Genomic DNA, 12,440 nt, shown 5'->3' on the forward strand with positions numbered 1-12,440 from the left:
GCGATGACGTGCAGGATTTCAGAAAAGCCGCTCATTGGAAAAACACCACAGTGGTGACGAACACAACGAGCCCGACGAGCATGGTAAACGCATAGATCGCGATGGACCCCGTCTGCGTGCGGGTAGCAGTGACCGCCGTGCCACGCGTCGCCTCGGCAAGACCGACGGGGATCTTCTCGATCACGCCCTCGTCCACGCCATGCCACAGGGCTCGGGCAATGGCGCGATAGGGTTTGATGAAGATCACGTCATACAGCTCGTCGAAATACCATTTATTGAGCAGGAACTGATAAACCGGACGGAAAGACGTGGCGATCTGTCCCGGCAGCTCCGGCTTGGCGATATACAGGACGTAGGCCAGAGCGATACCCAGCAGACCGACGATGCTCGGCATCAGGCCGATCAGTGTCGGAACATCCTCTAGTGAGGCCATGACCGTGTTGCCCGGCGCATTGAAGATCGCCCCGCCCCAGAAGCCTTCCTGCTTACCGCCGATATAGAGCGGAGCCAACACCGCACCAGCGACCAGAGCACCGACCGACAGGATCAGCACCGGGCCGAGCATGACAGCCGGGCTTTCATGCGCGTGATCGAAAGCGTGCTGGTCACGCGGCTTGCCGTGGAACACGAGGAAGATCAGACGCCAGCTATACAGCGCCGTGATGAAGGCCGTCACCGTGCCGAGGATCCAGCCATAGGTGCCCATGCCGGAATGCGAGACCCATGCCGCGTTCAGGATGGCGTCCTTCGACCAGTAACCGGCGAAGGGGAACACTCCAGCCAGCGCCAGACTTCCGATCCACATCATGGCGTAGGTCACCGGAATCTTCTTCCAAAGACCGCCCATACGGAACATGTCCTGCTCGTCGTGCATGGCGTGGATCACGCAGCCTGCGCCAAGGAACAGCATCGCCTTGAAGAAAGCGTGGGTCGTTAGGTGAAACACAGCCGCCTGATAGGCCCCGACACCGATAGCCATGAACATGTAGCCAAGCTGCGAGCAGGTGGAATAAGCGATCGTGCGCTTGATATCCGGCTGCACCAGACCAACGGTTGCAGCGAAGAAGCAGGTCGTCGCCCCGATCAGCACGATGAAGATGCGTGTGTCAGGTGCGAACTCGACCAGCGGCGACATGCGCGCCATCAGGAAAACACCTGCCGTGACCATGGTGGCGGCGTGAATCAGCGCCGAAACCGGTGTCGGGCCTTCCATCGCGTCCGGCAGCCAGGTGTGCAGGAACAGCTGCGCCGACTTGCCCATCGCGCCGATGAACAGCAGCGTGGCGATCACCTCAAGCACGGAATGGGTCGAACCGAACAGGTAGTAACCCGTCTGGACGTGGTCCGGGACCGTGGCGAAGATGTCGTCATACTGAACCGTGCCGAACACCACGAAGATCAGGCCGATGCCGACAAGGAAGAACAGGTCGGCAATACGGTTGACCACGAAGGCCTTGATCGCGGCGGCGCAGGCGCTGGGCTTCTGATACCAGTAGCCAATCAGCAGATAACTCGCGAGACCGACGCCTTCCCAGCCGAAGAAGAGCTGAATCAGGTCGTTGGACGTGACCAGCATCAGCATGGCGAAGGTGAACAGCGAGAGATAGGAGAAGAACCGGTAACGCGGCATCGTGTCGTGCGACATGTAGCCGATGCTGTAGATGTGCACGAGCGTCGAGACGGTCAGCACCATCGCCACCATGGTGACGGACAGTGTGTCGAACCGCAGCGCCCAGTTTACATGGAAGGAACCAGCATCGACCCAGTGCGCCAGCAATGCCACGCTTGGCATACCGCCGCCTATGAAGCCGCCCATCAGCGCGCCATAACTGCACAACGTAGCTATGAGCATGCACAGAACGGTCACAGCCTGCGCCGCGCCGTCACCGATGCGACGTCCGAACAGTCCCGCAATAGCCGAGCCGCACAGTGGAGCCAGCGTTGCGACCGAAAAGAGGATGAGTGCTGCCTGCATGATGCTCAGCCCTTCATCGTCGCAACGTCCTCGACCTGAATCGAGCCACGGTTGCGGAAATAGACAGTGAGGATAGCCAGACCGATGGCAGCTTCAGCAGCGGCGATGGTCAGCACGAACAGCGTCAGAACCTGTCCCGAGAAATCACCCAGAACGGAGGAGAACGCCACCAGATTGAGGTTGGCGGCCAGCAGGATCAGCTCCATCGACATCATGATGATGATGATGTTCTTCCGGTTTAGGAAGATCCCGAACACGCCGAGCACGAGCAGCGCCGCGCTGACCGTCAGGTAGGGACCAAGCCCGATCTGGGCGATTGCCGTGTTCATTCTGCGTCTCCTTCACCCGGCTCGCGCTTTTCTGCGGCAGGGACTCCGTAAGAGCCCGGAACGGCTGTCACGTAATAGGAATCGTTGGGGCGGATAAAGCCGCCATTGGCATCCGTGCCCTGCCCCAGCGGCACGTTCATCATCTCCAGCGTGTCGGCGCGCTTGCGCTCATGCTGACGGGAGATGATCTGGCGACGGCCCATCGGGCGGTCACGCAGGGTCAGGGTGATCGCGCCGATCATCGCGACGAGCAGCACCAGACCGCAGAGCTGGAACAGCAGGATGTAGTGTGTGTAGATCAGGTTACCGAGCGCGCCGGTGTTGGTCGCAGCGCCACCGGGCTGGCCAAGGCCACCCGTGATCGGCGCAGGCATGACCGGGGACATGCCCCAGTGAAGACCCGCCATCACCAGTTCGACGAACAGGATGCAGCCGACGACACCACCGATCGGTGCGTAACGCTGCAAACCTTCCCGCATCTTGGTGAAGTCGATGTCGAGCATCATCACCACGAACAGGAACAGCACCGCCACCGCGCCGACATAGACGATCACCAGGATCATCGCGAGAAACTCGGCCCCGGCAACCAGAAACAGACCCGCCGCGTTGAAGAACGCAAGGATCAGGAACAGAACCGAATGGACCGGATTGCGTGCGCTGATCACCATGGCGGCGGAACCGACCAGAATGGTGGCGAACACATAAAAGACGAGCTGGACCATCAGACACAGCCTCCCCTGAAACAGGCGGCGGACACGGCTACGGACATAGCGTGGGGCCGATCAGCGATAAGGCGCATCGAGCTCGAGCCTCCGTGCCAGCACGCTCTCCCAGCGGTCGCCGTTCGAGAGCAGCTTTTCCTTGTTGTACATAAGCTCTTCACGGGTCTCCGTGGCGAACTCGTAGTTCGGACCTTCGACAATCGCATCCACCGGACAGGCTTCCTCGCACAGGCCGCAATAGATGCACTTCGTCATGTCGATGTCGTAACGCGTGGTGCGACGGGAGCCGTCGTCACGCGGCTCAGCCTCAATCACGATCGCTTCCGCCGGACAGGTCGCCTCGCACAGCTTGCAGGCGATGCAGCGTTCCTCGCCGTTCGGGTAGCGACGCAGCGCGTGCTCACCACGGAAACGCGGGGAAAGCGGTCCCTTTTCATAAGGGTAGTTGATGGTGACTTTCGGCTTGAACATTGTCTTGAATGTCGAGGCCATGCCGGAGATGATCTCCGTCAGCAGAAAAGCCTTCAGCGCACGATCCATGCCAGCCATCAGCTTACTCCCTGCGGCAGAAGACCCGTTGCAAGCAGGAACCCGGCGGTCGCGATCATCCAGAGCAGCGAGAACGGCAGGAACACTTTCCAGCCAAGCCGCATGAGCTGGTCATAACGGAAACGGGGGAACGTTGCGCGGGTCCAGATAAAGACGAAAAGACAGAACAGGATCTTGGCGATCAGCCAGAGCGGTCCCGGGATCCATGTCAGCGGCGCGATGCCGAGCGGCGGCAGCCAGCCACCGAGGAACAGGATGCTGACCATGCCGGACATGAGGATCATGTTGGCATATTCACCAAGAAAGAAGAGACCGAAGGAGAGCGAGGAATATTCGACGAAGAAGCCCGCCACCAGCTCACTCTCGCCTTCGGGAAGATCGAATGGCGCCCGGTTCGTCTCGGCCAGCGCCGAGATGAAGAACAGGATGAACATCGGGAACATCGGCACGCAGAACCAGACATGACGCTGCGCCAGCACGATGTCGTTGAGGTTCAGGCTCCCCACCGCCAGCAGCACGGAGACAATCACCAGACCGATGGAGACCTCGTAGGACACCATCTGGGCGGCGGATCGCAGGCTGCCGAGGAAGGCGTATTTTGAGTTCGACGCCCAGCCCGCGATGAGCATGCCGTAAACACCGAGCGAAGAGATCGCCAGCAGGTAGAGGATACCCACATTGATGTTGGCGACCGCCAGTCCGTTACCTGTCGGAATGACTGCCCACGCCGTCATGGCCAGCGAGAACGTCAGGAACGGAGCGAACAGGAACAGGAAACGGTTGGCCCCGGCAGGGATGATCGTTTCCTTGGTGATCATCTTGATCGCGTCGGCGAAAGCCTGAAGCAGGCCGAAGATGCCGTTCACGTTTGGACCACGACGTAACTGCATCGCCGCCATCACCTTACGTTCCATGAGCGTAAGGTAAGCCACGGCGATCAGCAGCGGCACGAGAACCGCCAGCGTCTCCAGCACCATCAGGATGAGCTGGCCAGCAAGCGTATGGAAGAAAAAGTCAGCCACGTTCCTACTCCGCCGCTACAGCCACACTCGGCGCGTAGACTTCCGCGCACTCGACCATGGTCGGACTGGACCGGCTGATCGGGTTTGTCAGGTAATAACTCCGGGAGGACGCCAGCAGCGGCTTGGCCTGAATGGCGTCGACACCCGGCTCGTCCGCCGTTTCGCCTGCTGCCGAGGACACGCCAAGTTGAAGTCGCTCACGCAGCGCCTCGATCGTGTCGTACGGCAGCTTCGCGCCCAGCACTTCCGAGGCGGCGCGGATGATCTTCCAGTCTTCCTTTGCCTCGCCCGGCGGGAAAACTGCCTGGAAACTGCGCTGGATACGGCCTTCCGTGTTGACCCATGTGCCGGACTTCTCGGTGTAGGCCGAACCCGGCAGGATCACGTCGGCACGGGCGGCACCCGCATCGCCGTGATGCCCCTGATAGATCACGAATGTTTCCGGGCTGATGGCGTTCACGGAGAACTCGTCCGCGCCCAACAGCCACAGCACATCGACGCCACTGCTCAGCATCCCGCGCAGGCTGCGGCCACCGTTCCGTGGCACAAAGCCCAAGTCGAGCGCTGCAACGCGCGATGCCGCCGTATGCAGGATGTTCAGGCCGTTCCAGCCCTCTGTCAGTGCGCCAACCGATTCCGCCAAAGCGCGACAGGCTTTCAGAATTGCGTCAGAGTCCTCGCGGGTCAGTGCTTCCTGACCAACGATGATCATCGGCTTCTTGGCAGCCTTGAGCTTTTCGACGAACTCGACTGTGCCGCTCAGCAGACCGTTCACCGAGACCGGGTTGCTGCCCAGATCCTCGTAAGCCCATGTCGGGTCGGAGGTCAGCGTGCCGATGACACCAATCGGCAGGCCACCACGTCCCAGCGACAGATAGCGCTTGCGGATACGGGCGTTCAGAACCGGTGCATCCAGACGCGGATTGGCTCCGACCACAAGGATCGCGTCCGCCTCATCAATGCCGACGATACCGCTGGCGAATGTGTAACGCGAACGATCCGACAGATCGTATTTCGCGCCATCCTGACGGCAGTCGAGATTGAGCGAACCGAGCGACCACATCAGATCGCGCAGAGCCATGATGCTCTCGGCGTCACACAGATCGCCGACAATCGCGCCGATCCGGCTGCCCTGCACGCCTTCAAGCCGTTTGGCGATGGCGACAAAAGCGTCCTGCCAGCTTGCCGGGTGCAGCTTGCCATGCACGCGCACCCACGGACGATCGAGGCGACGACGCTTCAGCCCATCGACGGAAAAACGGCCCTTATCGGACAGCCATTCCTCGTTCACTTCATCATTCACGCGGGGAACGATGCGCTTCACCTCGCCGCCACGCGCCTGAATCTGGATATTGGTGCCGACCGCATCCATCACGTCGATGGCGTCGGTCTTTCGCAGTTCCCACGGACGAACCTGAAAAGCGCCCGGCTTGGAGGTCAGCGCGCCGACCGGGCAGATATCGATCAGGTTGCCAGACAGTTCCGAGGTCAGCGCCTTTTCAACATAAGTGGTGATCTCAAGGTTCTCACCGCGCGAGATGCCACCCAGTTCCGGCGTGCCCGCCACTTCCGCGCTGAAACGGACACAGCGCGTGCACTGAATGCAGCGCGTCATCACCGTCTTTACCAGCGGGCCGAGATTCTTGTCGGTAACGGCGCGCTTTTCCTCGTGATAACGGGAAATGCCACTGCCGTAGCCGTAAGCCTGATCCTGCAGATCACACTCGCCGCCCTGATCGCAGATCGGACAGTCGAGCGGGTGATTGATGAGCAGGAACTCCATCACCGCACGACGCGCCTTGCGGACCGTTTCCGTGTCCGTGAAGATCTGCATCCCCTCGTTTACGGGAAAACCACACGAAGCGACCGGCTTCGGAGCGCGTGCGACCTCAACGAGGCACATGCGGCAGTTACCCGCGACCGACAGGCGCTCATGATAGCAGAAACGCGGAATTTCCTTGCCCGCCGCCTCACACGCCTGAAGTGCTGAGGAACCGGGAGCGACATCGACCGGCGTGCCGTCAACAATGACTCTGACCATCAGCCTTACTCCGCCGCAATCGCTGCTGCGGGCGTTCCCGCAGGCACCTGCACCTGCTGGGAGCCACCATGCTGCCGCTTGTAGTCGCGAATACGTTCTTCCATGACCGGACGGAAATGCCGGATCAGCCCCTGAATGGGCCATGCCGCCGCATCGCCAAGCGCACAGATCGTGTGACCTTCGACCTGCCGTGTGACCTGCTCCAGCATGTCGATTTCCTCGATCTCGGCGCGCCCTTCGACCATGCGGTTCATGACGCGCATCATCCAGCCGGTGCCTTCACGGCATGGCGTGCACTGACCGCAGCTTTCATGTTTGAAGAACTGTGAGAACCGGGCGATCGCCTTGATGATGTCGGTGGACTTGTCCATGACGATCATGCAGCCCGTGCCGAGACCGGATCGCTCCGCCCGCAGGCTGTCATAGTCCATCAGCACCGTTTCGCAGATGTCCTTTGGCAGCAGCGGCACTGAACAGCCGCCCGGAATAACCGCCAGCAGGTTGTCCCATCCACCGCGAACACCACCGCCGTGCTTCTCGATGATTTCCTTCATCGGGACACCGAGTTCTTCCTCGAACACGCACGGCGTATTCACATGGCCGGAAATGGCCATCAGCTTGGTGCCCGCATTATTCGGACGACCAAGGCCGGAGAACCATGCCGCCCCGCGTCGCAGGATCGTAGACGCCGAGGCAATCGACTCAACATTGTTCACTGTCGTCGGGCAGCCATACAGCCCCGCGCCAGCCGGGAACGGCGGCTTCATGCGCGGCTGACCCTTCTTGCCTTCAAGGCTTTCTAGCAGGGCCGTTTCCTCGCCGCAGATGTAAGCGCCTGCGCCACGGTGCAGATAGAAGTCGAAATCCCAGCCCGTGCCGGCAGCGTTCTTGCCGAGCAGCCCGGCTTCGTACGCTTCATCGATGGCGATCTGGAGGTGACGCGCTTCGTTATAGAACTCGCCGCGCACATAGATGTAGGACGCATGCGCCCCCATCGCGAAAGAGGCGATCAGCGCGCTCTCGATCAGCTTGTGCGGTTCATGACGCAGGATCTCGCGATCCTTGCAGGTGCCCGGCTCGGACTCGTCACCGTTGATGACGAGGTAGCGCGGTGCCGGTCCATCGCCTTTCGGCATGAAGGACCATTTCACGCCGGTCGGGAAGCCTGCCCCTCCGCGGCCGCGCAGGGCGGACGCCTTCATCTCGCTGACGATCCAGTCCCGTCCTTTGTCGGTGATCGCCTTCGTATCGTTCCAGTCACCACGGGCGCGGGCACCAGCCAGTCGCCAGTCATTCTGGCCATACAGGTTGGTGTAGATCCGGTCCTTATCGCTCAGCATCGTCGCAGATCTCCCTCAACCCTGACCGGAACCGGTCTCTTCGAGCAGCACCCGACGGCCACCCTCCGGTTCCGCACCATGACGCCCGTTGGTCGGACCGGGCTCCGGATATTCGCCACGCTTCAGCGCCTCAATCAGTGCTTCCGTGCGCGGGCCATCGAGATCTTCGAAAAAGTCATTATCCACCTGAAGGATCGGCGCATTGGAGCACGCCCCAAGGCACTCGACCTCACTCAGTGTGAACAGGCCGTCCTCGCTGGTCTCACCAACATTATGGATACCGGCCGCCTTTTTGCAGGCGGACAGCACATCATCGGAGCCACGCAGCCAGCAGGATGTCGTCGTGCAGACCTGAAGATGATACTTCCCGATCGGCTTGGTATTGAACATGAAGTAGAAGGTCGCGACCTCGTAGATACGGATCGGCGCGACTTCCAACCTCTCAGCTACAGCATCCATCGCCACGGTCGGCACCCAGGCGCTGCCTGTCTGACGCTTCATCTGATTCTGCGCGACATAGAGCAGTGGCAGAGCCCCGCTCGCCTTCCGCTCGGGCGGATACTTGGCGAGGATCGTCGCGATTTCACCTTCGCTGATCTCATCAAATTCGAAGTGATCAGGATGCACGTTTGTGACAGTGCTCATCGGTCCACCTCACCAAAGACGAGATCCAGCGAGCCGATGATCGCCACGGCGTCAGCCAGCATGCCTCGTCGAGAGAGTTCATCAATCGCCTGCAGATGCGCAAAACCCGTTGGTCTGATCTTGCAGCGATACGGACGATTGCTGCCGTCAGCCACGAGATAGACGCCAAATTCACCTTTCGGCGTTTCGACCGCCGTGTAAGTCGCGCCCGGGGGGACATGATAACTCTCGGTAAACAGCTTGAAGTGATGGATCAGCGCTTCCATCGACCGCTTCATCTCGGCACGCGGTGGCGGCGAGAATTTGGGGTCCTGCACCTTGATCGCACCGGGTTTGATCTGCGCCAGACTCTGCTTGATAATCTTCACGCTCTCGCGCATTTCAGCCACGCGGACGAGGTAGCGATCATAACAATCGCCATGCCGTGCCACGGGAATTTCGAAATCGACCTTGTCGTAATTGTCATACGGCTGGGAACGCCGCAGATCCCACGGCACGCCGGAACCACGCAGACACGGTCCACTCCAGCCCCAGGCAAGCGCCTGTTCGCTGGTAAACACACCGATCCCGACAGTACGTTGTTTCCAGATACGGTTTTCCGTCAACAAGCTTTCGAGATCATCGATCCAAGCCGGGAACTCTTCGGCCCAAGCTGCGATTTTCTCTTCCATCCCGGCAGGCATGTCGCGTGCGACACCGCCGGGACGGAAGTAATTGGCATGGAAACGCGCGCCGGAAACCGCCTCATGAAACTCAAGCAGCTTTTCGCGCTCTTCATATCCCCAGAGGGCCGGCGTCACCGCACCGCAGTCCAGCCCCATCGCCGTCAGGTTGAGGATATGGTTCAGGACACGGGTGATTTCCGCAAAGATCACCCGGATCCACTTGGCGCGATCCGGCGCTTCAATCCCCAGAAGCTTCTCAGTCGCCAGTGCGAAAGCGTGCTCCTCGCACATCGGAGACGCGTAATCGAGCCGATCAAAATACGGCAGCGCCTTGGGATAGGTCTTGTATTCGATCAGCTTTTCCGTGCCGCGATGCAGCAGACCGATATGCGGCACGGCACGCGCCACAACCTCGCCTTCCATTTCCAGCACAAGACGCAAAACGCCGTGGGCTGACGGATGCTGCGGACCGAAATTCAGCGCATGGCTGTCAATTTCGACAGTCCGACGCTCCACTTCCTCCTCTGCTACCGGCTCCGGCAGCAGGGTCTCAGGCAGCGGACCTTCACCCAAACTGTCATGCAGACCGAGAAGGTTTTCGTCCTGTTTCAGGGCCTCTGTCATGCTCCGGCTCCTGTCACTGTATCTTTTTCATGATCTGGCGCAGTTCATGCGCCCGCTCGTCACCCGGCAGCGTCAGAACGCCCTCCCAGGGAGACACGAAGTCGAAGTCACGGAAATCCTGCGTCAACGTGACCGGTTCGCGCACGATCTGACGACGCTCAGGATCGTAGCGAACTTCCGTGTAACCGGTCAGCGGGAAGTCCTTGCGGAGCGGATGCCCCTCAAATCCGTAGTCACTGAGGATGCGACGAAGATCCGGCTGACCCGAGAACAGCACGCCATACATGTCGTAACACTCGCGCTCCCACCATGTGACGCAGGGCCAGATCTGATGCACGGAAGCGACTGGTGTCAGCTCATCCGTCGTCACGATCACCCTGACACGCTGGTTCAGGCTCACGGACAGGAGGTTGTAGACCACATCGAAGCGTTCTGGACGTTGAGGGAAATCAACCCCACACAGATCCATAAGCTGTTCGAACCGGAACCGCGGATCATCACGCAGAAGCATCATCAACGGGATCAGACGATCACGATCCGCCCGCACCACAAGTTCCCCGCCCTCAATGGCGGCGGACGAGATGCCCGGCAGTGACGTGGAAAGCGTAAAGGCGAGAAAAGAGAGACAGGAATTGCCTCTGGCGACGGGTGCAGTGGATTGATCAGCCACGGAGAATCGTCCCTGTCCGACGGATTTTCTTTTGCAGCAGCATGATGCCGTAAATCAGCGCTTCGGCTGTCGGCGGACAGCCCGGCACATAGACATCAACCGGCACGACACGGTCACAGCCACGCACAACCGAATAGGAATAATGATAGTAGCCACCGCCATTCGCGCAGGAGCCCATCGAGATCACCCAGCGCGGTTCAGCCATCTGGTCGTAAACACGACGCAGAGCCGGAGCCATCTTGTTGGTGAGCGTTCCGGCGACGATCATCACATCGGACTGACGCGGCGAACCACGCGGGATGATGCCCATCCGGTCAAGATCATAACGCGGCATATAGGCGTGAATCATTTCAACGGCGCAGCAGGCGAGACCGAACGTCATCGGCCAGAGACTGCCTGTACGTCCCCAGTTCACGAGTTTGTCGAGACTGGCGACCACAAAGCCTTTTTCACTGATCTCGCCCGTGATGCCACGGACGATAGCGTCCTGTTCCGGCCCCGCCGGCACCGCATCACGGTTCCAGACGATATTGGCGTCCGAACCCACAGCATTATCACCGCTCATTGCGTGTTCTCCACCCTTACTGCCGTTGCAGTCACGTCCGTCAGCACCACGGATCAATCCCAGTCCAGCGCACCCTTGCGCCACTCATAGAGGAAGCCGATCCCCAGCACGCCAAGGAACCCCATCATCGACAGAAAGCCATAGAAGCCGATCCGTGACAGGCTGACCGCCCACGGGAACAGAAAGGCCACCTCAAGATCGAAGATGATGAACAGGATCGAAACGAGATAGAAACGGACATCAAAACGACGCCGTGCATCGTCGAATGCCTCAAAACCGCACTCATAGGCTGTCAGTTTTTCCGCATAAGGCTTCTGATGCCCGCACACGAGGGACGCGCCGAGCATGGCTCCCGCGATCACCACGGCCAGGATGCCGAAGATGAGAACCGGAAGATAATCGTTGATCACCGACGGCATAGCGCCCTCCGTAATGATTTTCCGGATCCGTGCCGTTACGCCCGAACCGAGAGATAATGCGGCCAAACTATGCCCGGAATGTTCCTGTGGCCACCCTCATACCGGCGCGACTCAGAAACTTTCCCGTGAGGAGTTCAGCATAGTGAACAGGATTCATCGAAATGAATTTCACGCCAAGAACGCCTTATCCAGACCCCAACCTCTCCCACCAAGACCGCTTCCAAATTATATCTATATACAAATAAATATAGACATGTGCGTCAAACGCATAGCCGGACATTCGCTGACCGCATGACAATGCACACGATGACCAGTGCTGGCCCAACAGTGCGCAGGACTAAATTTTAAGGAAAATGGTGGGCGATGACGGGATCGAACCGCCGACCCTCTCGGTGTAAACGAGATGCTCTACCGCTAAGCTAATCGCCCGTCGCATTGGGTAGACAAAACAGTACGATCAATCAAGCCCCGACAGCATAAAAAAACAGGCAAGACAGTGAGAACCGTCTTGCCTGTCTGCAAAGCACTCAGTGAGGCAGCGCCTTAGCTGACTGCGTCCTTGAGAGTCTTGCCGGGCTTGAAACGTACAGACGTCGAAGCCGGAATGTCGATTTCCTCGCCAGTGCGGGGATTGCGGCCCTTGGTCGCTTTGCGGTGAGCCGTAACGAACGAGCCGAACCCGACGAGACGGACTTCCTGTCCACCCTTCAGAGCCTTCTCGATGGCTGAGAACACAGCGTCAACCACTTCGCCAGCCTTCGCCTTGGGCAGGTCTACATCATCTGCAACAACCGAGACGAGTTCCTGCTTGTTAAGCGGCTTGTCCATACATACGCCTTTCCATGTTCAAGTCTCCCGTACGGCTCGGTGCCGC

General features: G+C 59.7%; 13 protein-coding genes and 1 tRNA gene. All 14 read right to left on the minus strand.

From position 1 onward, the window contains the following. Window positions 1-31: 31 nt before the first annotated feature. On the minus strand, window positions 32-1,975 hold the full coding sequence (gene nuoL, locus EMQ_RS05750) for an NADH-quinone oxidoreductase subunit L (RefSeq protein WP_010667119.1): 1,944 nt from the start codon (window positions 1,973-1,975) through the stop codon (window positions 32-34). A 5-nt stretch (window positions 1,976-1,980) separates the two neighbouring features. Further along, a complete protein-coding gene (gene nuoK / locus EMQ_RS05755; protein WP_010667120.1) occupies window positions 1,981-2,304 on the minus strand; it encodes an NADH-quinone oxidoreductase subunit NuoK in 324 nt (107 codons plus the stop codon). After that, the gene (locus EMQ_RS05760) at window positions 2,301-3,026 is read right to left on the minus strand and encodes an NADH-quinone oxidoreductase subunit J (RefSeq protein ID WP_010667121.1); all 726 of its coding nucleotides are present in this window, start codon (window positions 3,024-3,026) and stop codon (window positions 2,301-2,303) included. The genes nuoK and EMQ_RS05760 overlap by 4 nt, the downstream gene beginning before the upstream one ends. A 60-nt stretch (window positions 3,027-3,086) precedes the next feature. Beyond that, window positions 3,087-3,575, minus strand: coding sequence for an NADH-quinone oxidoreductase subunit NuoI (gene nuoI / locus EMQ_RS05765; RefSeq protein WP_010667122.1), 489 nt, complete (start codon window positions 3,573-3,575; stop codon window positions 3,087-3,089). Next, on the minus strand, window positions 3,575-4,597 hold the full coding sequence (nuoH, locus tag EMQ_RS05770) for an NADH-quinone oxidoreductase subunit NuoH (protein WP_010667123.1): 1,023 nt from the start codon (window positions 4,595-4,597) through the stop codon (window positions 3,575-3,577). The genes nuoI and nuoH overlap by 1 nt, the downstream gene beginning before the upstream one ends. Window positions 4,598-4,601: 4 nt before the next feature. Next, the gene (nuoG, locus tag EMQ_RS05775; RefSeq protein ID WP_010667124.1) at window positions 4,602-6,638 is read right to left on the minus strand and encodes an NADH-quinone oxidoreductase subunit NuoG; all 2,037 of its coding nucleotides are present in this window, start codon (window positions 6,636-6,638) and stop codon (window positions 4,602-4,604) included. Window positions 6,639-6,643: 5 nt separating this feature from the next. Next, window positions 6,644-7,978: an NADH-quinone oxidoreductase subunit NuoF gene (nuoF, locus tag EMQ_RS05780; protein ID WP_018308325.1), complete on the minus strand. Its 1,335-nt coding sequence runs from the start codon at window positions 7,976-7,978 to the stop codon at window positions 6,644-6,646. Window positions 7,979-7,993: 15 nt separating this feature from the next. Beyond that, complete coding sequence (locus EMQ_RS05785; protein ID WP_010668901.1) at window positions 7,994-8,623, minus strand: complex I 24 kDa subunit family protein; 630 nt, start codon at window positions 8,621-8,623, stop codon at window positions 7,994-7,996. Beyond that, window positions 8,620-9,912 (minus strand): NADH-quinone oxidoreductase subunit D, encoded by a 1,293-nt coding sequence (locus EMQ_RS05790; protein WP_010668902.1) that lies wholly within the window; start codon window positions 9,910-9,912, stop codon window positions 8,620-8,622. The genes EMQ_RS05785 and EMQ_RS05790 overlap by 4 nt, the downstream gene beginning before the upstream one ends. Before the next feature lie 13 nt (window positions 9,913-9,925). Beyond that, window positions 9,926-10,582, minus strand: a complete 657-nt coding sequence (locus EMQ_RS05795) for an NADH-quinone oxidoreductase subunit C (protein WP_010668903.1) — start codon at window positions 10,580-10,582, stop codon at window positions 9,926-9,928. Further along, window positions 10,575-11,147, minus strand: a complete 573-nt coding sequence (locus EMQ_RS05800) for a NuoB/complex I 20 kDa subunit family protein (RefSeq protein WP_010668904.1) — start codon at window positions 11,145-11,147, stop codon at window positions 10,575-10,577. The genes EMQ_RS05795 and EMQ_RS05800 overlap by 8 nt, the downstream gene beginning before the upstream one ends. Window positions 11,148-11,200: 53 nt before the next feature. After that, window positions 11,201-11,566: an NADH-quinone oxidoreductase subunit A gene (locus EMQ_RS05805; RefSeq protein WP_010668905.1), complete on the minus strand. Its 366-nt coding sequence runs from the start codon at window positions 11,564-11,566 to the stop codon at window positions 11,201-11,203. 354 nt (window positions 11,567-11,920) lie between these two features. Next, a tRNA-Val gene (locus tag EMQ_RS05810) sits at window positions 11,921-11,995 on the minus strand. A 114-nt stretch (window positions 11,996-12,109) separates the two neighbouring features. After that, on the minus strand, window positions 12,110-12,394 hold the full coding sequence (locus EMQ_RS05815) for an HU family DNA-binding protein (protein WP_010668906.1): 285 nt from the start codon (window positions 12,392-12,394) through the stop codon (window positions 12,110-12,112). Window positions 12,395-12,440 lie beyond the last annotated feature (46 nt).

It is taken from the genome of Acetobacter aceti NBRC 14818 (assembly GCF_000193495.2).
In the GTDB taxonomy this organism is placed as follows: Bacteria; Pseudomonadota; Alphaproteobacteria; order Acetobacterales; family Acetobacteraceae; genus Acetobacter; species Acetobacter aceti.

Excerpts from the sequence above, each read along its gene's own strand:
- nuoG (WP_010667124.1), bottom strand. The coding sequence starts at position 6,638 with ATGGTCAGAGTCATTGTTGACGGCACGCCGGTCGATGTCGCTCCCGGT.
- EMQ_RS05815 (WP_010668906.1), bottom strand. The coding sequence starts at position 12,394 with ATGGACAAGCCGCTTAACAAGCAGGAACTCGTCTCGGTTGTTGCAGAT.
- EMQ_RS05790 (WP_010668902.1), bottom strand. The coding sequence starts at position 9,912 with ATGACAGAGGCCCTGAAACAGGACGAAAACCTTCTCGGTCTGCATGAC.
- EMQ_RS05800 (WP_010668904.1), bottom strand. The coding sequence starts at position 11,147 with ATGAGCGGTGATAATGCTGTGGGTTCGGACGCCAATATCGTCTGGAAC.
- nuoI (WP_010667122.1), bottom strand. The coding sequence starts at position 3,575 with ATGGCTGGCATGGATCGTGCGCTGAAGGCTTTTCTGCTGACGGAGATC.
- nuoF (WP_018308325.1), bottom strand. The coding sequence starts at position 7,978 with ATGCTGAGCGATAAGGACCGGATCTACACCAACCTGTATGGCCAGAAT.
- EMQ_RS05785 (WP_010668901.1), bottom strand. The coding sequence starts at position 8,623 with ATGAGCACTGTCACAAACGTGCATCCTGATCACTTCGAATTTGATGAG.
- EMQ_RS05805 (WP_010668905.1), bottom strand. The coding sequence starts at position 11,566 with ATGCCGTCGGTGATCAACGATTATCTTCCGGTTCTCATCTTCGGCATC.
- nuoL (WP_010667119.1), bottom strand. The coding sequence starts at position 1,975 with ATGCAGGCAGCACTCATCCTCTTTTCGGTCGCAACGCTGGCTCCACTG.
- EMQ_RS05760 (WP_010667121.1), bottom strand. The coding sequence starts at position 3,026 with ATGGTCCAGCTCGTCTTTTATGTGTTCGCCACCATTCTGGTCGGTTCC.
- nuoK (WP_010667120.1), bottom strand. The coding sequence starts at position 2,304 with ATGAACACGGCAATCGCCCAGATCGGGCTTGGTCCCTACCTGACGGTC.